The sequence below is a fragment of the Ulvibacterium sp. genome (assembly GCF_965228935.1).
In the GTDB taxonomy this organism is placed as follows: domain Bacteria; phylum Bacteroidota; class Bacteroidia; order Flavobacteriales; family Flavobacteriaceae; genus Ulvibacterium.
In genome coordinates, this window is the sequence record NZ_OZ245846.1 from 5,375,810 (window position 1) to 5,396,496 (window position 20,687).

Consider the following 20,687-nt stretch of genomic DNA (forward strand, 5'->3'; position numbering starts at 1 on the left):
CGGCTTACTGTAAAAATGACAAAAATTTTATTGCTATCCGATACCCATAGTTATATGGACGCTACCATTTTAAAATATGTGGCACAGGCTGATGAAGTTTGGCATGCAGGGGACATCGGGAGCCTTAAGATAACGGATACCCTAGCCAAGTTTAGACCTTTAAAGGCGGTCTATGGTAATATTGATGATGCAATCATCCAAAAGGAATTTCCGCTGGACAATCGGTTTAAATGCGAAGGAGTGGATGTTTACATGACCCATATCGGAGGCTATCCCCCAAAATATAATCCCCGAACGCGGAAGAAGATTCAGGAAAATCCGCCCAAATTGTTTATTTGTGGCCATTCCCATATTCTTAAGGTCATGATGGATAAGACCCTTGGCGTACTCCATATGAATCCCGGGGCCTGTGGGAGACATGGATTCCATCAAGTACGGACTATGTTGCGCTTTGCAATAGATGGGGATAATATTAAGGATTTGGAGGTAGTGGAATTGGGCAAGCGATAGATTTGGTTTAGTTTTAGGGATACATTTAGTATTGCAACAAAGAATATGTACATCCCAAAATGAAAAACAAGATTTTACTTTTCGCCCTTTATTTTATCTCATCGCCTTGCCAAAATATTAAGGCCCAGGGAACTACCGATCACGTATACTTCACAACGGGGTATAAGATTGGTGAAGTAACCGATACATCGGCAGTCCTTTTGACACGCCTGTGTAAAGCCTCCAAACCGGTAGCCGTTCATCACAAACAAAAAGAGGCCCCGTTTAAAAGCCCGATAGATTTTGATAACAACGCTCCCGTACACAAGATGGAAGGGGCCGTGGAAGGCGCCTTTGGTCAGGTAAGAATACAATTGCAGTCCAAGGACACCCTCATCGAAACCGACTGGACGTACGTTTCCGTTTACCGTGATTTCACCCTTAAAAAGAAATTTGAGGGACTAAGATCTAATACCACATATACTGCAACAATTGAGGGAAGAAAAGGGGAAGGATCGCCTATAACCCAAAGCAAAGGTAAATTTACCACGGCACCATCCAAGAATGAAACGGTCCCTATATTGTTCACATCATCAACGTGCCAATACTATTGGTCCTACGACGATTCCCTCCGCGGGTTTAAGATTTACGATAGCATGTTAAAATTGAACCCCTTGTTCCACTGCCAGACCGGGGATTATGTGTATTATGACAAACCGGGGCCCATGGCCTACACGGTTTCACTAGCAAGGCATAAATGGCACGCCATGAATTCCTGGCCCTCCCTAGTGGATTTTTACAGGCAAACCCCTTTATATATCCAAAAGGATGACCATGATCTGTTAAAGGACGACGCCACACCCTATTCATCCCCATTTGGTGAATTAAGTTTTGAGGATGGACTTTCGATCTGGAGGGAGCAAGTACCCATAATGGGAAAACCCTACAGAACCTTTCGCTGGGGAAAGGATTTACAGCTATGGGTCGTAGAGGGCAGGGAATTTAGAAGTGATAACAAGATTCCGGATGGTAAGGACAAGACTATATGGGGGGCAGAACAAATCAATTGGTTCAAACGGACCGTTGAATCCTCGAATGCCACCTTTAAAGTGCTCGTTTCCCCAACCCCGATCGTAGGTCCCGATCGCCCAAAAGGCAAATTCGATAATCATTCCAATGCCTCGTTCGAAACAGAAGGTACTTGGTTACGCCAATATCTCGCCGATAACAATGTTTTCGTAATAAACGGAGACCGTCACTGGCAGTACGTTTCCGTAGATCCCAAAACAGGTCTCCGGGAATTTAGTCAAGGGCCCGTCAGTGATTCCCACGCGCAGGGATGGAATCCGGATCATGTAAAACCGGAACATCGGTTTTTACGGGTCAAAGGCGGGTTTTTAGCTACCAAGGTCTATCGGGAAGGTGATACCCCGACTATTACATTTATGCATTATGATGTTGATGGTGTGATGGTACATGAAGAAAAAATATCCGCTAAGCGATAACACACGATTCTGCCAAAAAGCGCCTTCATGATTTTTTTGATAAAAAAATTTGTGTAACCGAATGGTTTCATATATATTAGTAACCGAATAGTTACTTAATATGCGAAGAGACGTTTTTCAAGCCATTGCGGATCCCGTACGGCGAGATATTATTCAGCTACTGGCGGAACGGACACTTACGGTAAATTCCGTGGCCGAAAAATTTGATGTAAGCCGACCTGCTATTTCCAAGCATCTCAAGATACTGCAGGAATGTGGGCTCGTTACCATCCATAAACAGGGACGGGAACGCTATTGTCAAATACGGCCAAAAAGCCTTATCCCGGCATTTTTGTGGGTCGATCAATACAAAAAACTCTGGGAGGACAAACTGGATTCCTTTGAAGATTATTTAATGCAACTACAAACCCGCCTACCCGATAGGGAGGCCCAAAAACCAAAAAGATGAGTAAACTGGACGAAGCAAAAAATCGAACCCTGACCATAGAAAGAACCTTTAAGGCACCTTTGGCCCTCGTATGGCAAGCGTGGACACAACCAGAGCATATTGTTAACTGGTGGGGACCCAAAGGGATGGGAACCGAAGTAATCGAACACAATTTTCATGTCGGTGGCCGATGGAAGTATCGTATGCAAATGCCGGATGGGAGCGAGTTCATTACCGAAGGTGTCTATTCGGAAATCGTTGAATTTGAAAAGATAGTGACCTCTGCGGATTTTAAACCTATGACGGAAAATGTGGAATTACATATCCTTTTTGAAGAAAATGGGGATACGACCAACTTTACTTTTCATGTACTACATGCCACCGAGGAATATTGCAAACAACAGGAAAAAATGGGCTTTTACAATGGTTGGGGCTCCACGTTCGATCGTTTGGACAGCTATGTGACCGCATCCAAATGAAAAAATCCATATATGTAAAAGACCCTGGAACAGATCCAGGGTCTTACACACTAATACTACTAAGATGTTAGGTTCAACGTAAACGATCCACAGATTTTACAAGATCTTCATCCTTTTTGATGGCCCTGTTGGCCAGGACCAGAAAAACGATAGAAAATACAGGAATCAACATCCCAATACCCTTCTCCGAGACCAAGGCCTCTCCGGATAAATTTAGCGATCGATACACGAAAAATCCCAGTAAAAAAAGATTCAATATTATGTTCAATCTGTTAACCACAAATTGATTCTTTCTATTTTTAAAAAGCAATATAGCTATTAAGGCCAAGATGGATGAACCATAGAACACCAGGGAAATCCATACTTCGTCCCGGGCAAAAATTTCATTGCCCCCACTATCCGACCAAAGGTTGACCCAAAAAGGCAGGACAGCTCCCAGAAGGATTACGACAAAAAGATAAACAGTCTGTATACGTTGTATCATTGTCTTCAGCACGTTACGGGCTTGCAAAAATAAGGGTCTTTTTAAAATTTATCCTTCAATTGTTGAAAATAATTTGTATTATTGTGGCGTTATTAGTTATAGCACTTACCAGCAGGGAAATCTTTCCCGAGTAATACCCAGATAACAATACACTTCTTGCTACCATTCTAAAACGTATAATTTATACTTTATTTAATGTTTGAGATTTCAGATTTAAAATCGAAAAAGCTTCCTGAGCTTCAGGAAATTGCGAAAGGACTTAACGTCCCTAAATTCAAGACTTTAAAAAAATTGGATCTAGTCTACCAAATCCTGGACCTACAAGCTTCCAACCCTAAAGCAGCCGCCGAAGTCGCCACAGTAGCCCCCCCTGAAAAACCGAAAAGGGCACGGGTGTCCCAAGAAAGACCCAAAGAAGAGAAGCAGGAGAACACTCCCCAAAATCCTTCGGAGCATACCAAGAACGATAATCAGCAACGAAATACAAACGGTAATCAGCCCAGAAAGGACCAACAAAAATCCGCCTCTCAACATAAAAACCAGAACAAAAAGAATCCTCATCATCAAAAGAACGGCCAAGACAAGCGGAACAGCAATTTTGATAAGGACTTAAAAAATAGGTATAAAGAACCAGAATTTGAGTTCGATAGCATTATTGAAAGCGAAGGGGTTTTGGACATTATGCAAGATGGTTATGGTTTCTTGCGGTCTTCGGATTACAATTATTTATCCTCCCCGGACGATATTTATGTCTCCCAATCGCAAATACGATTATTTGGTCTTAAGACCGGGGATACGGTCTTGGGGAATGTTCGCCCACCAAAGGAAGGGGAGAAATATTTTCCATTGATCAAAGTGAACAAAATAAATGGTATTGACCCTCAAGTGGTTCGCGATCGGGTTTCCTTTGAACACTTGACCCCCTTGTTCCCGCAGGAGAAATTCAAGTTGGCCGAGCGCCAAAGCAACATTTCCACACGCATTATAGACCTGTTCTCCCCTATCGGTAAGGGACAACGTGGCATGATTGTTTCCCAGCCCAAAACAGGGAAAACCATGTTGCTCAAGGATATTGCCAATGCTATTGCGGCAAACCATCCCGAGGTTTATCAAATTATATTGCTGATCGATGAACGACCTGAGGAAGTTACCGATATGCAGCGTAACGTTCAGGGCGAAGTGGTGGCCTCTACCTTTGACAAGGAAGCCACGGAACACGTACGGGTAGCCAATATTGTACTGGAAAAGGCAAAGCGCTTGGTAGAATGTGGGCATGATGTTGTGATACTTTTAGATTCCATCACCCGTCTGGCACGTGCCTATAATACTGTGCAACCTGCTTCCGGAAAGGTATTGAGCGGTGGTGTGGATGCCAACGCGCTGCACAAACCCAAACGATTCTTTGGAGCTGCCCGTAATATTGAGGGCGGTGGATCTCTTTCCATCATTGCGACGGCCCTTACCGAGACCGGTTCCAAGATGGACGAAGTAATCTTTGAGGAATTTAAGGGAACCGGTAATATGGAACTGCAACTGGATAGGCGTATTTCGAACCGTAGAATATTCCCGGCCATAGACTTGGTTTCTTCGTCTACCCGAAGGGACGATCTTTTGTTGGACGAAAACTCCATTCAACGTATGTGGATCTTGCGAAAGTATCTGGCCGACATGAACCCTATCGAGGCCATGGAATTTTTGGAGCAGCGTATAAAACAGACCAAGAACAATGAGGAATTCTTGATGACCATGAATCAATAGGTTTCCAATTGAAGAGATAAGACCCGATGACCTGCGTCATCGGGTTTTTTGTTTGTGCATTAAGCGTATTAAACCAAGTGGAATGGGTTTTTATGATTTGTCCAAATCGGAACGGGTACAATTGGTGAATACCATAAACAGGGAAATTTACGAGGCCGTATCAAGTACCCAACTCAATGGGATCCATCCTTATTTCTCCGATGAGGACACCTATATTAGAAAAACGGCATATCTGTCCATTGGCAAATTATATAGAACTACCGAGGAAGTCCGAACAAAAATCTTGGAAATCCTTGACATATTGTTGAAGTCCGATAACCCAAAGATCAGGCAAACGACCATAAATACCGCAGGGGAAATCGGTATGCAAAACTTTGAGGTGGTACGGCAATTCTTTGAAGTAGGCCTGTTCGACGATCACCATTCCGTGCGGAATGCGGTAATTGGTTCCGTAAAGAAAATGGCGGCAAAAAATCCTACACCCACACTCAAATGGGCCAAAAACTATCTGGAGCATCCGGACAAGGAAATACGGCGGGAAATCTGCCATGGTATTGAGTTAAGGGGACGTACGCACCCTCAGGATATCCTGCCTCTTTTGGAAAAATTACAGCATGATAAAACCTTGCGTGTGCGCAATACACTTATCCATGTGCTTGGGCAAATTGCCTACAAAAAAGGGTGCCTTGAAACCGTAATAGGCGCATTGAAAACCTGGGAGGATACGGAACTTGTTAGATCGGCCCTGGATGAAATAGTGGACGTCCACCACCGTTATGCGAAGTTTGCCTTTTTTTCGCAACAACAGGTCATTACCTATATAGACCAAAACTTTAGTTGAAGAAGGGCGCCTTTTGCGCCCTTTTGTCCTCTACCCTGTAAAAAACTAGTTTTCGGTATCGGGGATCATCACCCTGTTAATAGCATGTAAAACGCCATTCGTCGCCTGAATATCCGCAGCGGTTATCGCTGTATCCGTATTACCGCTACCGTCGGTAATCAATATGGTGTTGTTACCCGTAATGATAAAGGTAAGAACATCCCCTTCTAGAGTTGCCGGAGATTCCTCATTGTTTTCTATATCCGTAGAAACAATGTTGGCCCCACCAATAACGTGATGTGACAATACCGCATTTAACAAGTCCTCATTAATATCATCAAGGGAATTCCAGTCCGGATTTCCGGACAAAAGTGCATCAAAGGCGGTATCCAATGGAGCGAATAAAGTATGCAAGCCTGTTTCCGATAATAGCGTAATGTAATCTACTGAGGGAGTAGCGGCGGTCAAAGCTGTTTCCAAATCCCTAAAATTGGAATCCGCCAATACAAACGTTGCCAAAGTGGGTAGCTCTATCACCGCATCAACAATATGGATAGAGCCGTTAGAAGCTGTAATGTCCCGGCCGCCTTGGGCGACTTTTGCCATATTGTTGAAGCCAATACCATCCGTGCCGTCAGCATACATGTTTAATCTTGTATCTGTAATAGGGCCGGACGCAAGCGTCTCCACATATCCTGATACGCCTACCAAATTGCTGGAACGAAACTCTCCACGTAACACATGGTTCAACAACAGCTGCCTAAGGACATCCACAGGTACGGCATCTATATCGGCAAAATCATTGTTCTCCAAAAAAGTGCTCAAGGCGTTGTTATTGGGTGCCAATAACGTAAAAGAGCCTAATTCCTCCAAGCCGGAAACCAAATCCGCTCGCTCCAGAGCCGACTCCAAAAGTGATAAATCGTCTATTCCCTTTACAATGTCCGCGATATTTTCCTCAGGCCTTTGAATACCGCCATTGTCATCGTTTAGACAGGATACGGCCATAATAGCAAATACAAAAAGGAGAAGAATACTTTGTGATTTGAGGTACTTTTTCATAGTATACATTTTAAATACATTTAATAGTATAGATTAAAAAATGTGTTAAGAGTTGCCTCTATGATAAAAATTTTAACATAATGGAGAGTGTAAGGCAGTATCGACCTTAAACAACTTTAAAGTGAATTCAGATGGGTCTTGGAAACAAAAAAACGCCCTTTGAAAGGGCGTTGTTCCATATGTATTTTAAGATAAAAATCTTAAAGAGCAGCCACGTGCTTGGCCAACTTACTCTTCAAGTTAGCGGCCTTATTGGCATGAATGATATTTCGCTTGGCCAACCTATCGATCATACTGACCACACCTGGTAACATGGCTTCCGCATCCTTTTTCTTCTCTACCGCACGCAATTTCTTAATGGCGTTACGCGTGGTCTTGTGCTGATACCTATTTCTTAAACGAACCGCCTCATTTCTTCGTATTCTCTTTAATGCAGACTTATGATTTGCCATTTTTAACTATATTATAATGTTTTAGGCCGTTGCCTATGCTTTTAAGTAGCCCGTAGGGGAATCGAACCCCTGTTACCAGGATGAAAACCTGGCGTCCTAACCCCTAGACGAACGGGCCTAATCAGAGGGGAAACTAAAAATATTCAGTTCTTAATATTCCCCAATTCCGTATCCATTAAACCTTGTAGCCCGTAGGGGAATCGAACCCCTGTTACCAGGATGAAAACCTGGCGTCCTAACCCCTAGACGAACGGGCCATTTAATGCAAAAATGCAAACTTTTATGGTAATAATACCATTCAAGCGGGTGCAAAAATACAATTATTTTTAACTATCGCAACTACTGATTCTTATTTTTTGCCGGTTTAATAGGCCTTGGCGAACAGTACTCTTTTAGAGGAAGGCTTGCCGGTAACCATGCAATTTCCTGCCTCTGCCTTTGCGTCAATAGGGATACAGCGAATTGTGGCCTTGGTCTCTTCCTTAATACGGTCTTCGGTCTCCAAAGTACCATCCCAATGGGCCAGGATAAACCCGCCCTTTTCCTCCAAAACGGTTTTGAACTCGTCATAGGAATCTACCTCCGTAATATGTCCCGTCCTAAATTCCAATGCTTTTTGATAGATGTTCTTCTGGATATCTTCCAGCAGGAACTCGATTTTGGAACCCACCTCATCCATGGCAATAGTCTCCTTTTCCAAAGTATCCCTACGTGCCACTTCATAGGTGCCGTTGTCCATATCGCGCTGACCGATGGCCAAACGTACCGGTACCCCTTTTAATTCGTATTCGTTGAATTTAAAGCCCGGTTTATGGGTATCCCGGTTGTCATACTTCACCGATATTCCCTTGCTGCGCAACTCTTTTACCAAGGGCTCAACTTTTTCGGAAATGGCTTCCAATTGCGCTATTCCCTTATAAATGGGTACGATTACCACTTGAATAGGTGCCAATTTAGGGGGGAGGACAAGTCCGTTATCATCGCTATGGGTCATGACCAATGCCCCCATGAGTCGGGTGGATACACCCCAGGACGTCGCCCATACGTGTTCCTGTTTTCCGTCCCTAGTAGCAAATTTTACATCAAAGGCCTTGGCAAAATTCTGTCCTAGAAAATGGGATGTTCCCGCCTGAAGTGCCCTGCCATCTTGCATCAACGCCTCTATACAATAGGTCTCCACGGCCCCTGCAAAGCGTTCGCTCTCGGTTTTAATCCCCTTTATGACCGGTACGGCCATATGCCCTTCGACAAATTCGGCATATAAGTGCATGATTTTCTCTGCCTCCTCTATCGCTTCTTTCTCGGTTTCATGAGCCGTATGTCCCTCCTGCCAAAGAAACTCGGCCGTACGTAAAAACAATCGTGTCCGCATCTCCCATCGTACGACGTTGGCCCATTGATTTATGAGGAGCGGCAGATCCCGATACGATTGAATCCATTTTCTATAGGTATCCCAAATAATGGTTTCGGATGTGGGCCTCACGATGAGCTCTTCCTCCAAACGCGCCTCGGGATCCACTACGATTCCGCTTCCGTCCTCCGCATTTTTCAACCTATAATGCGTAACTACGGCGCACTCCTTGGCAAATCCCTCTACATGGCTGGCCTCTTTGCTTAAATAGGATTTAGGTATAAACAATGGAAAGTAGGCATTCTCATGTCCCGTTTCCTTGAACATCTTGTCCAATCCGGCTTGCATTTTCTCCCAAATGGCAAAACCATAGGGTTTAATGACCATACATCCCCTAACTCCCGAGTTTTCGGCCAAATCAGCCTTTATGACCAGTTCGTTATACCATTTGGAATAATCATCGCTTCGCTTTGTCAAATTTTTACCCATTATCCGTAGTTTGGCACAAAACTTGTGCTTGTGTAAGCAAAATAATTCGGTAAAACTAGTTATTTTTAATATGTCCAACAATTAAAATTACTATGATGATACGTTCTCTACCCCACCGCAAAATATACCCATTGGCCTACGCCATGATTATCGGTTTTTTGGTTGTTTCCTGTGGATCTTATCAACAGGCTTCCTACTACGACAATGATGGCATTTATACCAGTGACAATGTCCGTGTTGTTGAAAAAAACCCACAGCAAAGCAGGTCTGTCAAAAAACAGAAGGAAAACAACACCTATGCGGATTACTTTGGGCTAAAGGCGGATCAGGTAGAGCAAATTCTGGAGGATGAGATTTTTACGGATATTGACGCCTATAGTACCATAGAAAATGACAGTATAGCCGACCAAGACCAATTGACCGACTATTTTGACAATAACGAAAATGATTATGTAGGTTATGCAGGATGGGGAGACAATGCCACCAGTGTAAACATCAATGTTTACGATAATAACTGGGGTTGGGGCGGTGCCTGGGGCTGGGGCGGAGGCTTCGGCTGGGGCTGGAACGACCCATGGCTCTGGAACGGCTGGGGCTGGGGCGGCGGCTGGGGCTGGGGCTGGAACAACCCATGGAGATGGAATCGCTGGGGCTGGGGCGGCGGCTGGGGCTGGGGCTGGAACAACTGGGGTTGGGGCGGCGGCTGGGGCTGGAACAACTGGGGTTGGGGCGGCTACTATGGTCGTAACAGAAGCTTTGCCCTTAACAGGGGTAGACGTGGCTACTATAATAGGAATGCCATTGCCGGTACGGGCAGGACAGATTTGCGAAGTAGGACCTCCAATGTTAGGACCAGAGGTACATCTCCCCGATACAGAAACAATACGACAAGGTCTCGATCCGCTGTAACGCGAAACGGTGCGACGAGGAACTCAAGAAATTATAGAAGTGGAACTACGGGAAGAAGAACGGTTAGCGTAGACAGAAATAGAGCATACAGGACCAGTAGAAGTACACGTGCCGTACCCAGATACAATAGCTCTTCCAGAAGCCAAAGCTATAGAAATGGAACGGCCAGAAATGGTACCTACAGGAGCGGATCCAGAACTACCGCACCTAGAAGTTCCGGTTATAGTAGCTCGGGAAGCCGTACGAGAAGTAGCAGTGCCTATCGAGGTTCAAGCTCTAGAAGCAACCAGTCCTATAGGAGTTCGTCTCCTAGAACAGGAAGCTATCGCTCTTCAGGAAGCCGAAGTTCAAGCTCTAGGAGTAGTGGAAGCTATCGCTCCGGAGGTAGTTCCAGAAGCTCCGGGGGAAGCTACAGAAGCTCTGGGGGATCATATAGATCTTCAGGTGGTGGTCGGTCTTCGGGAGGCGGTCGATCTTCAGGTAGAAGTGGTGGAGGTAGAAGAAATTAAGCCCATAAAATCATCAAGAACTTTAGTACAAAATTTTCGATCATGAAAAGTCATTTAACTTTCATCATGCTATTGGCATGTGCAGTAACCAGTGCCCAGAACATTAGCGATGTATTGCGCTACAGTATGGAGAATATTCAGGGAACCGCCCGTTTTCAGGCAATGGGCGGAGCCTTTGGAGCTCTGGGGGGGGACTTATCTGCCCTAAATACCAATCCTGCCGGTTCAGCGGTTTTTAACAATAGTCTATTTTCGGTTTCCGGTACCCATTATACCATGGACAACGAGGCAAGCTATTTTAATGGGGTCAATAGAACGGAAAGCCATGATGTAGACCTAAATCAATTGGGAGGTGTATTTGTTTTCAAAAATACCAGTTCGGATGCCGATTGGAAAAAATTCTCGCTTGCGGTCAATTATGATGTCGTGGAAAATTTTGACAACGAGTTTTTCGTCTCGGGTAACAGCAATCAAGGTATAGATAACTACTTTCTGGATTTTGCACAGGGTGTTCCTTTCGGTTCAATATTGCTACAGGATGGTGAGTTCTTGGAGGAAGCCTATCTGGATATAGGAGCCGTGCAAGGTTTTACCGACCAGCAGGCATTTTTGGGCTACTATGGAGGAATAATAGACCCAACGGAATTGGAGGATGATAACACAACCTATGTACGCAATGCGGACTACAGTACCGTTAACCAGGAATTTTTAAGAAGTACTTCGGGTTATAATAGCCGATTTACCTTGAATTTCGGTTCCCAGTATAGGGAGATCCTCTACTTGGGCGCTTCATTGAATTTCCACAATTTGGTCTATGATAGGTACGACCAGTTTACCGAAAATGGATACGATCCCGATTCCGAAATCCAGTTCACCACTTTTGACAATCTTTTACATACCGAAGGCACCGGATTTTCGTTCAGCTTGGGGGCCATTGCAAAATTGAACGATTTCATCCGGATCGGCGGAAGTTATCAATCCCCTACATGGTACCGATTGACGGATGATTTTTCCCAACGGATCAATTCCGACCTTGCCGATGACGATATCAACTTTATTAATTTCAACGTAGTCAATCTATTCGAGGTATACAGAGTAAAGACCCCGGGAAAGATTACGGGAAGTTTGGCCGTGGTTTTCGGGAAGAACGGATTATTGAGTTTTGACTATGGTTATCAAGATATGTCCGAAGCTGAACTAAGACCTAACAGCGACCCTAACTTTTCGGTGGTAAACACGGATATTTCAAATCAATTGGGTACCGTTTCCTCCTTTAGGGTCGGAGGTGAATATAGAATAGAGCGATTTAGCCTTAGGGGTGGGTACCGCTTTGAACAAAGTCCGTATGAAGATGGAAATATCATTGGAGACCTGGAAGGAATATCCGGAGGTATAGGCTATACTTTTGGGGCCAGCAGACTTGACCTTGCCGTGAGCAGAACGGAACGGGATGTAGCGGAATTTCTTTTTGATACGGGCCTAACGACCCCTGCTGCCGTGAACAGGTTAAACACCAACGTGACCTTAGGCTTTACCTTGAATTTTTAAGAAGTATAAGAATTAGTTATGCTAATTATGGCGGTCATTTGACCGCCATTTTTTTATCGCTTTAACGTAAAATGAGCTTTTCTCGTCTTTGCGACGACCAACCCTTCCTCTTCCTCGGAGTACTCAAACCTAAACCAATAATCCGATGAGGGCATGGGTCTACCATTAAAAGTACCATCCCATCCAATCGTAGCGGCATTCAATTGCTTCAAAAGTTTTCCATAACGGTCAAATATAAATACCGCCGGATCAGTCAAAGTCTCAATTCCGAGTACATTCCAAGCATCATGAATTCCATCCCCGTTGGGCGTAAAGAATTTAGGGTATCCTACCACCAGGAACTCCAAGGGTTCCGTGGTACCACATCCATTCTTATCATTGATGATCAATGTATTTAAGCCTGGAGGAATATCCCGGAAAACCGGGTCGTCCTGAAACTCGCCCCCGTTTATGGCATATTCGTAATCCCCGTCCCCATCTACAAAAATTTCAATATTGTTCATATCCGGATCTTCGGACAAATTCGTATCTAGGATTTCTACCCGATCCAATACGGGAATCCCATAAAATGTTATAAGAATCCCTCCAACGTCGGCAACGGTTGGGGGCGTACCCGTAATCGTTGTGATTTCTGCAAAATAGCGTCCTGAATTTGGACTGGCAACGATCAATTCGGCTCCGAATGGCCCAGTACCCGTTAGGGTATCGTCGATAACCCCATCATCCTCGTAGTCCACGGTCCAAGCCACATTGGCAATATCGGCTCCTGCGGGAGAGTTCAAAGCACTGAGCGTAATATCGGGGTCACCTTCGCAGGCAATGATATCCAGTCCCAGAAACTCATCACGCAACGTACAATCCAGCGCCGTATTTTGGTCATCCTCTACGGATGTACCGGTGAACGTAATGGAATAAGGTTCCGGATCTCCATCAAAATTGGTGTTGAAATTATTGATAAGGATATAATAGATTTCGCCAGGTTGTACATCCAACCATTCATCATAGGTATTTTGACTGCCCACCAAAAAAGGAGCGCCCTGCTGTCCGTTTTCCGGATTTACCCCAATTCCCGTAAAATTCGTGTCATTTACCTCATAGTTACAGCGAATAGGTTCCGCTGTACCATTGCTTATAGCCGTACAGTCCACATCCGGACCATAAACGGCAAAATCCCACTCTGCGGTAACCGTTCCGGAACCCCCTACGGGCAAGGCTTCAATGTCAAAACCTACTTGTCCACCGGTTCCGGCCCTGAACACGAACCAAGAGGTATTGTTCTCAATATTTGCCGAGGCTACACTTCCTTTTTCCAAACAACCTGATCTTCGGATAACATCGGGGTCAAAATCATCGATGTCCCCACTACCGTCCGCCTCAAAGAATAAAGGGCCTTGATCGGCACACACAGGAATAGCGGTTCTACAATCCGGTGAGTTTTGTGCTCGTATTTCCAAAGTAGTTAGAAACAGGGCACAAATAGCAAAAAAAAGTGTTCGCATGGGGTATGGGGCTTACGTTACACTATTGATCACTAAGAATAACTCGACTAGGCAGTTTTTAGTATATTTTGAACGAAGATTTCTGCCGTTTATCGATGAACTGCTTCAGAAATGCAAAGTCCGAGGCCCTCAACGACGTAACGAAAAGTGATTATTTATGTATTTAGCCGTGGTTAGCTGGCCGTTATCGTCGATATAGGTAAGCTTAAACCAGTAATCTGAAGAGGGTACTTCCCGGCCATTGAACCGACCATCCCAATACGTGGAATTGGAATCCAAACTTTTTAGCAACTTGCCAAAACGGTCAAAAATAGAGACCACGGGATCTCTGAGGTTTGACATTCCGATGATATGCCAATCATCATTTACATTGTCCCCATTCGGGGTAAAAAATTTAGGAAAGCCAACAACAACTATGTTTTCCGTAACGGAACCACAACCTAACCGATTGTTTACGGTAACGGTATGCATTCCCGGAAGCACATCCAAAAAGACATTTGTGGATTGATAGGCCCCATCATCCAAACGGTATTCGAAGTCGCCCTCAACATCGGTAATTACGGTTACTGAATTTTCGTTTTGCAAATCCTCTATGATAACATCCGATATTTCGGGTGGGCGCGAGACCCTGACCGTAACCGTTAACGAACTTGTACAGTCTTCGCCGTTCAGGGAATTCGTGGCGGTCAGTGTATACATACCCGCCTGCGATACTGTAATAGAAGAGGTGGTCTCCCCGGAATCCCATACGTAATGGAATGCCGCGTTTGGAAACGGATCTCCGATGGCTATTCCGGAGTTATCTTCACAGATGTCTACTTCGGTAGGAAAATCCAAAAGAGGGTTCTGCAAAACCGTCAGCTGAAACTGTTGGGACACATCAAAACACCTTGGGTTTTCCAAAGAGCTGACCCTGGCATAAATGGTCTGTGTCCCTATTTCTGGAATATATTGTTCGGGAAGAACATGTAAGCCGTTCACGGCATCGGAATAACTCGCGTAATAACCGACCCGGAATTCCTGTAGATCTTGACTTCCGAGAACTTCACCATTTTTTTGGGAGAGGTTATAGGTTCCTGAGTTCGAGCAGATCGTCTCATCCGTTATAGGAAAAGCCGTGGGAAGGGCAGAAAAGGCAACCTGTACCTCACTTATTACGGTACTGCCCGAAGGTAGGGAGACCCTTACCCTATATACTGCCGAATGGGTCACTTGCAAAGTGGCGTTGTTCTCCCCTGAAATGAGCTGAAACCCACTACCATCATCCATAAACCATTCGTAATTGGTAGCATTCACCGTGGTGGCATCCAATATCACCGTATCATTTTCACAAGCCGATACGGGAGGCCCAAGTAAGTTATCAATGATGGAACAATCCAACGCATCATACGGATTGGTAACAAAAATTTGCCCTGAGAATTGAATGGAAAACCCGGAATTGTTGTTGCTAAAATTGTTGATCAATAGATAATAATCCTCTCCCGGTTCCACTTGAAGCCAATCTTCATACTGTACATTATTGGTATCCCCGTAGGGATCCTCCCCTATACCAATAAATCCATTCCCGTCCTGGTTATCAAAAAAATTGCAACGTACTGGATCGCCCAAATTATTACAATCGCTAGTTTGGTAAAGGGCAAAATCCCAATCCTCGCCGGTATCTATACCTATGTTTATGCCCAATTGTCCACTGGCCCCGGTTCTAAAACGGTACCAAGCCGAATTGGATTCAATGGCTCCTGCCAGGGCTTCCTCCAGACATCCACTTGTTGTGGTCCCATTGAAATCATCCAGACCAAAACCATTGGTACCCCCATTTACAGGAGTATTGTTGCAGATAGGTATGGCATTATCACAATCTGCAGAAACCTGAGCCACAGCATCTTGTACCCTTGTAAAAAAGATCAAGGCCCATATGGCTATAAAACATCTCATAAGCAGGCGGAGTTCTGGAATTTGTAAATTTAGAAAGGGGGTCGTGTTAACACTAATTTATGTTGTGTAGGAAGGCAAATAGGGCGTAAAGTGCCATTTTATGTATATCTTTGCGCTTCGAATAAGCCACGGCAAAATGAAAATGGACAGCACATTGGAAGAGCATTTTGAGGAGATGGGGGACAGCCATGTTTCCTCTTCCGAGGAAACCCCTATGCGGAAAGACGCCTTTGTTTTAGAAGATGGGGAAAAAATTGAAAGAATACAGCGTAGCATTAGGGACATAATGCTCACTTTGGGACTCGATTTGGATGATGACAGCCTTAAAGGCACGCCCAAGAGGGTAGCCAAAATGTTCGTCAACGAAATTTTTAGTGGCTTGCATCCCGATCGAAAACCCAAATCCTCTACGTTCAAGAATAAATATAAATACGGGGAAATGTTGGTTGAAAAAAATATTACCCTGTATTCTACCTGTGAGCACCATTTGTTGCCTATTGTGGGCAAGGCCCATATAGCCTACATTTCCAATGGAACGGTTGTAGGGCTTTCCAAGATGAACCGTATTGTGGACTACTACGCCAAAAGACCGCAGGTCCAGGAACGGATGAACATCCAAATCGTAAAGGAACTTCAAAATGTGTTGGGAACGAAAGATGTGGCCTGTGTAATCGATGCCAAACACCTTTGTGTAAATTCCAGGGGAATCAGGGATGTGGATAGTAGTACGGTAACGGCGGAATACGGTGGAAAGTTTAAGGAAGAGGCGACACGTCGCGAATTTTTAGATTATATTAATCTGGACACCCATTTTGAATAGCCCTGCAAGCGTATGCAATTGTACAAAAGCCAGAACTTAAAAGTCCATAACTCACTTTCCGGAAAAAAAGAAGTCTTTGAACCCCTTAATGAGGGCCATATTGGCATGTATGTATGCGGGCCTACCGTATATAGCAATGTACATTTAGGCAACTGCCGTACCTTCATATCCTTTGATATGATGTTCCGGTATTTTAAACACTTGGACTACAAGGTGCGCTATGTGCGCAATATTACCGACGCGGGGCATTTGACCGATGATGCGGATGAAGGCGAGGATAAAATTGCAAAGAAGGCCCGATTGGAAAAGCTGGAGCCCATGGAGGTGGTACAGCGATATACGGTCGATTTTCACCATACCTTGCAAAAGTTCAATTTGTTGCCACCAAGTATAGAACCCACGGCAACGGGCCATATCATTGAACAGATAGAAATCATCAAGGACATTTTGGACAAAGGGTATGCCTATGTGGTCAACGGTTCTGTTTATTTTGATGTTCTTAAATTCAACGAAACCTACGAATACGGAAAATTGAGCGGTAGGAAGTTGGAGGATATGGTTACCAATACCCGTGAGCTTACCGCACAGGATGATAAAAAAAGCCCCCAGGATTTTGCGCTCTGGAAAAAAGCTGAGCCTCAACATATCATGAGGTGGCCTTCGCCCTGGGGCGATGGTTTTCCAGGTTGGCACTTGGAGTGTACCGCCATGAGTACTAAATATTTGGGTGAAACCTTTGATATACACGGTGGGGGAATGGATTTGAAATTCCCGCATCACGAATGCGAGATTGCCCAGGCACAGGCAAGTACAGGGCATAGTCCGGTACGTTACTGGTTGCATGCGAACATGTTGACACTCAATGGCAGAAAAATGTCCAAATCCACGGACAATAACATTTATCCCAATGAGATCTTTTCGGGCGAAAACAATATTCTTAGCAAGCCGTTCTCACCTCCCGTGGTACGTTTTTTTATGATGCAGGCCCATTACGCCAGTATTTTGGATTTGAGCAATGAGGCACTTTTGGCCTCTGAAAAAGGCTTCAACCGCCTAATGGAAGCCATGGATACCCTTGCTGACTTAGAAACCGGGGAATCCACGGATTTTGATTTCGATGCATGGAAACAGAAATGTTATGATGCCATGAACGATGATTTCAATACCCCGATGCTCATCGCACACCTATTTGATGCGGTAAGGCACATTAACCTCATTAAGGAAGGGAAAGAAGGTATCAGCTTGGAACATAAACAGGCATTACAGCAAAGTATGCATTCCTTTGTTTTTGATGTCTTGGGATTGGAACAAAATTCGGATAACGGAAAGGATTCCGATAAGCTTCAGGGCGTTGTGGAACTGTTGATACAATTGCGCAACGAAGCAAGGTCTAACAAGGACTTTGCCACTTCGGACACTATTCGTGATCAATTGGCGGCTTTGGGCATTCAATTAAAGGACGGAAAGGAAGGTACCACATTTAGTATTTCTTAATCCTATTAGGCTACCAAGAAGTGTATTGTTACCATAGATTCCCTTCTCTTTTCGAGAGCAAGTATCTGAATCATTGAAAAAGTTTCTGCATTCATGAAAAAAATTTTGATAGCCCCATTTGTTCTTCTTGTACGGTTTTATCAAACCGCGATCTCTCCCTATACCCCGGCCACCTGTCGCTACTCCCCTACTTGCTCCCAATACACTTTGGAAGCCTTGAAAAAACACGGCCTTTTCAAAGGGGGCTGGTTGTCTCTTAAGCGAATTTTTAGTTGCCATCCTTGGGGCGGAAAAGGATATGATCCCGTTCCGTAGGCTTCAAATTCAAGTACACGTTCAATACTCAATTCTATAGGGAATCAAAGGTTGAAATGTATGCTCGTCAACTTTTAAAATAAGTAGATTAATCAAAAAAGCCCAAACTTCATTTATCCCTATTCTAGTTTTCAAAAGCGAAGTGGTCTAGTTTCTATTTTTTATCTTAGCCCCTCAAAATAACACATATGCACTTCTTAGGTATCATCTGGAATCCGAACGAGACACTTTTTAGTCTTGGCCCTATACAAATCAAATATTACAACCTGTTATGGATCGTGGCCTTTGCCTTGGGATGGTTCATTATGAAACGAATTTTTCTCCAGGAGAAAAAAACAGTGGAGCAATTGGATTCCCTGCTTATCTATACCTTATTGGCCACCATGTTGGGAGCCCGCCTAGGCCATGTGTTCTTCTATGATTGGCCCTACTACCAAAATCATTTGCTAGAAATATTATTGCCTATTCGCGAGAATGCGGATGGCGCTTTGTTCGGGTTTATCAAGGGTTATGAATTTACCGGATTTACTGGATTGGCCAGCCATGGAGCTACCATTGGTGTCATCATAGGTATGTACCTTTACAAGCGCAAATACCCCGAGTTTAATTTATTATGGCTGTTAGACAGGATGGTCGTCCCCTTTTCCATTGGAGCCTTTTGTGTGCGCCTGGGAAATTTTTTCAATTCCGAAATCAATGGAAAAATCACGGACGAGTCCTTCATCTTTGCCACCAAGTTTGTCCGTGATTCCGACGATATGCACCCTTCCAAGGCGTTGGGCATAACCCAGGAAAAATCCGTTAATGCAGCTTATGATGCATTGGTAAACAATCCGCAATTTTCGGAATATCTAAATCAAATACCCTATCGCCATCCGGCCCAGCTTTATGAAGGGGTAGCCTATATTTTCGTATTCCTGTTATTGTATTACCTATACTGGAAAACGGATAAGAAAAACAAGGCGGGTTATCTTTTCGGTCTTTTTTTGGTGTTGCTCTGGACGATTCGCTTCTCTGTGGAGTTTGTCAAAAAAAGTCAGGGCGGTTTCGAAGAATCCTTAGGACTGTTGTCCACCGGTCAGTGGCTAAGCATCCCGTTTGTTTTGATCGGGCTGTATTTTATGCTAAGGCCGAAAGCCAATAAATAATGAACAATGTTTAATGAGCAATTCCCTGATGGGTAAGCCTAAAATGTATCAAATAATGTTTGGTTCTTGCTCTTCATAAAATGGGAAATCGTATTGGTATATGTTCAACATCCTCTTTATAATTTTAAAAATGATGAAATCGTTTAGATTTATAACCTACCTTTTTATCGGATTCCTGATTCTCTTATCCTGTAAGGAAGAATCCAAAAAGGTCATTAAGACCGAACCCATCGTCTTTACCAAGGAAGGGGAACTCCAAATTTTTACTACGGCCACGGATTCTATCCTTGCAAAAATTGATATCGAAATAGCCGAGACCAGCTATGAGACGGAGACCGGATTGATGTATCGCAAAGGTATGGAAGAGTATCAGGGAATGCTCTTTGTTTTTGAAGATATGCGCCTGCACAATTTCTATATGAAAAACACTGAATTTCCTTTGGATATAGTCTACATAAAGGATAACATGACCATTGCGAGCTTCCAGGAAAATGCACAACCCTTGGATGAAAAAAGTTTACCCTCCAAAGTCCCTGTACAATATGTCTTGGAGTTAAATGCCGGTCTGGTCCAAAAATGGGGATTAAAAGTGGGCGATAGCATCGCTTTCCATAGATTGTAATCAAAATGGAATTACTTCTTAACGGGGAGGAGACAAAAAGATTAAAATTTAGAAACGTATTATCCTCGGATTTTGAGGCATGGCTTCCCTTTCATGAAGATCCGAGAAGTACCCAATATTGGGAGGGACTGCCCAAAGACCCTAGAATAGCTTGCCAAGAACAATTTGATCGGGTGTTTGAACGCTATGAAAAAAAACTAGGGGGCATGAACGCCTTGATCCATAAATCCGATGAAAACCTTGTTGGAATTTGTGGTCTATTGGTACAAATTGTGGACGGACAACAAGAATTGGAAATAGGCTACTCCATTCTTCCCAAATATTGGAAACAGGGTTATGCCACGGAAGCAGCAACCAAGTGCAGACAGTACGCCTTTGAAAATAACTTGGTGGATTCCTTAATTTCCATCATTCATGTGGCTAATATACCTTCGCAAAAGGTCGCCCTTAAAAATGGGATGCATCTGGATAAAACTACCTACTACAAGGACAACCCTGTACATATTTTTAGAATTCAATCTCCTTCCTTGTAAGATTTCCGGGAACGGAAATTTCCAGGTCTTTCAGATACC

At 44.0% G+C, this 20,687-nt stretch carries 20 protein-coding genes and 2 tRNA genes; 14 read left to right on the top strand and 8 right to left on the bottom strand.

What is annotated here, in order from left to right; translation table 11 throughout:
• The first annotated feature begins 15 nt into the window (after positions 1–15).
• The 4 genes from ACO06Y_RS22710 to ACO06Y_RS22725 all read left to right on the top strand — a co-directional run bounded on the left by ACO06Y_RS22710 (position 16) and on the right by ACO06Y_RS22725 (position 2,900).
• Positions 16–510: a metallophosphoesterase family protein gene (locus ACO06Y_RS22710; protein WP_422081351.1), complete on the top strand. Its 495-nt coding sequence runs from the start codon at positions 16–18 to the stop codon at positions 508–510.
• Between the two features lie 59 nt (positions 511–569).
• Complete coding sequence (locus ACO06Y_RS22715; protein ID WP_422081352.1) at positions 570–1,994, top strand: alkaline phosphatase D family protein; 1,425 nt, start codon at positions 570–572, stop codon at positions 1,992–1,994.
• Between the two features lie 100 nt (positions 1,995–2,094).
• Complete coding sequence (locus ACO06Y_RS22720) at positions 2,095–2,442, top strand: ArsR/SmtB family transcription factor (protein WP_422081353.1); 348 nt, start codon at positions 2,095–2,097, stop codon at positions 2,440–2,442.
• Positions 2,439–2,900 carry an SRPBCC domain-containing protein gene (locus ACO06Y_RS22725; RefSeq protein ID WP_422081354.1) on the top strand — a complete coding sequence of 154 codons (462 nt, stop codon included), beginning with the start codon at positions 2,439–2,441 and terminating at the stop codon, positions 2,898–2,900. The genes ACO06Y_RS22720 and ACO06Y_RS22725 overlap by 4 nt, the downstream gene beginning before the upstream one ends.
• A gap of 73 nt (positions 2,901–2,973) precedes the next feature.
• Here ACO06Y_RS22725 and ACO06Y_RS22730 read toward each other — a convergent pair whose 3' ends face one another.
• Positions 2,974–3,384, bottom strand: a complete 411-nt coding sequence (locus tag ACO06Y_RS22730) for a DUF4293 domain-containing protein (protein ID WP_422081355.1) — start codon at positions 3,382–3,384, stop codon at positions 2,974–2,976.
• A gap of 195 nt (positions 3,385–3,579) precedes the next feature.
• On the opposite strand from ACO06Y_RS22730, the gene rho reads away from it, so the two are divergent.
• Both rho and ACO06Y_RS22740 read left to right on the top strand, forming a co-directional pair.
• Positions 3,580–5,142, top strand: a complete 1,563-nt coding sequence (rho, locus tag ACO06Y_RS22735; RefSeq protein WP_422081356.1) for a transcription termination factor Rho — start codon at positions 3,580–3,582, stop codon at positions 5,140–5,142.
• 82 nt (positions 5,143–5,224) lie between these two features.
• Positions 5,225–5,983, top strand: a complete 759-nt coding sequence (locus ACO06Y_RS22740) for a HEAT repeat domain-containing protein (protein ID WP_422081357.1) — start codon at positions 5,225–5,227, stop codon at positions 5,981–5,983.
• Positions 5,984–6,028: 45 nt separating this feature from the next.
• Here the strand turns inward: ACO06Y_RS22740 and ACO06Y_RS22745 are convergent, their stop codons facing one another.
• From ACO06Y_RS22745 to proS, 5 genes are all read right to left on the bottom strand, one after another.
• Positions 6,029–7,024 carry a fasciclin domain-containing protein gene (locus tag ACO06Y_RS22745; RefSeq protein WP_422081358.1) on the bottom strand — a complete coding sequence of 332 codons (996 nt, stop codon included), beginning with the start codon at positions 7,022–7,024 and terminating at the stop codon, positions 6,029–6,031.
• 200 nt (positions 7,025–7,224) lie between these two features.
• The gene (gene rpsT / locus ACO06Y_RS22750) at positions 7,225–7,476 is read right to left on the bottom strand and encodes a 30S ribosomal protein S20 (protein ID WP_422081359.1); all 252 of its coding nucleotides are present in this window, start codon (positions 7,474–7,476) and stop codon (positions 7,225–7,227) included.
• Positions 7,477–7,522: 46 nt separating this feature from the next.
• Positions 7,523–7,594, bottom strand: a tRNA-Glu gene (locus ACO06Y_RS22755).
• A gap of 67 nt (positions 7,595–7,661) precedes the next feature.
• Positions 7,662–7,733: transfer RNA gene (locus ACO06Y_RS22760), tRNA-Glu, on the bottom strand.
• A 107-nt stretch (positions 7,734–7,840) separates the two neighbouring features.
• Positions 7,841–9,316 carry a proline--tRNA ligase gene (proS, locus tag ACO06Y_RS22765; protein WP_422081360.1) on the bottom strand — a complete coding sequence of 492 codons (1,476 nt, stop codon included), beginning with the start codon at positions 9,314–9,316 and terminating at the stop codon, positions 7,841–7,843.
• A 92-nt stretch (positions 9,317–9,408) separates the two neighbouring features.
• On the opposite strand from proS, the gene ACO06Y_RS22770 reads away from it, so the two are divergent.
• Both ACO06Y_RS22770 and ACO06Y_RS22775 read left to right on the top strand, forming a co-directional pair.
• The gene (locus ACO06Y_RS22770; RefSeq protein WP_422081361.1) at positions 9,409–10,734 is read left to right on the top strand and encodes a hypothetical protein; all 1,326 of its coding nucleotides are present in this window, start codon (positions 9,409–9,411) and stop codon (positions 10,732–10,734) included.
• A gap of 42 nt (positions 10,735–10,776) precedes the next feature.
• Positions 10,777–12,282 (top strand): OmpP1/FadL family transporter, encoded by a 1,506-nt coding sequence (locus ACO06Y_RS22775; RefSeq protein WP_422081362.1) that lies wholly within the window; start codon positions 10,777–10,779, stop codon positions 12,280–12,282.
• Between the two features lie 53 nt (positions 12,283–12,335).
• Here the strand turns inward: ACO06Y_RS22775 and ACO06Y_RS22780 are convergent, their stop codons facing one another.
• A complete protein-coding gene (locus tag ACO06Y_RS22780) occupies positions 12,336–13,781 on the bottom strand; it encodes a T9SS type B sorting domain-containing protein (protein ID WP_422081363.1) in 1,446 nt (481 codons plus the stop codon).
• A gap of 129 nt (positions 13,782–13,910) precedes the next feature.
• The gene (locus ACO06Y_RS22785; RefSeq protein ID WP_422081364.1) at positions 13,911–15,716 is read right to left on the bottom strand and encodes a T9SS type B sorting domain-containing protein; all 1,806 of its coding nucleotides are present in this window, start codon (positions 15,714–15,716) and stop codon (positions 13,911–13,913) included.
• A 136-nt stretch (positions 15,717–15,852) separates the two neighbouring features.
• Between ACO06Y_RS22785 and folE the strand changes: the two genes are divergently transcribed.
• The 6 genes from folE to ACO06Y_RS22815 all read left to right on the top strand — a co-directional run bounded on the left by folE (position 15,853) and on the right by ACO06Y_RS22815 (position 20,648).
• Positions 15,853–16,536: a GTP cyclohydrolase I FolE gene (gene folE, locus ACO06Y_RS22790; protein ID WP_422081365.1), complete on the top strand. Its 684-nt coding sequence runs from the start codon at positions 15,853–15,855 to the stop codon at positions 16,534–16,536.
• 12 nt (positions 16,537–16,548) lie between these two features.
• On the top strand, positions 16,549–18,030 hold the full coding sequence (cysS, locus tag ACO06Y_RS22795; protein ID WP_422081366.1) for a cysteine--tRNA ligase: 1,482 nt from the start codon (positions 16,549–16,551) through the stop codon (positions 18,028–18,030).
• 93 nt (positions 18,031–18,123) lie between these two features.
• Entirely contained in the window at positions 18,124–18,345 is a 222-nt protein-coding gene (yidD, locus tag ACO06Y_RS22800) for a membrane protein insertion efficiency factor YidD (RefSeq protein WP_422081367.1), read from the top strand.
• Positions 18,346–18,533: 188 nt separating this feature from the next.
• Entirely contained in the window at positions 18,534–19,493 is a 960-nt protein-coding gene (gene lgt / locus ACO06Y_RS22805) for a prolipoprotein diacylglyceryl transferase (RefSeq protein WP_422081368.1), read from the top strand.
• Positions 19,494–19,623: 130 nt separating this feature from the next.
• On the top strand, positions 19,624–20,115 hold the full coding sequence (locus ACO06Y_RS22810; RefSeq protein WP_422081369.1) for a DUF192 domain-containing protein: 492 nt from the start codon (positions 19,624–19,626) through the stop codon (positions 20,113–20,115).
• 5 nt (positions 20,116–20,120) lie between these two features.
• Positions 20,121–20,648: a GNAT family N-acetyltransferase gene (locus tag ACO06Y_RS22815; protein WP_422081371.1), complete on the top strand. Its 528-nt coding sequence runs from the start codon at positions 20,121–20,123 to the stop codon at positions 20,646–20,648.
• The last annotated feature ends 39 nt before the right edge of the window (positions 20,649–20,687 follow it).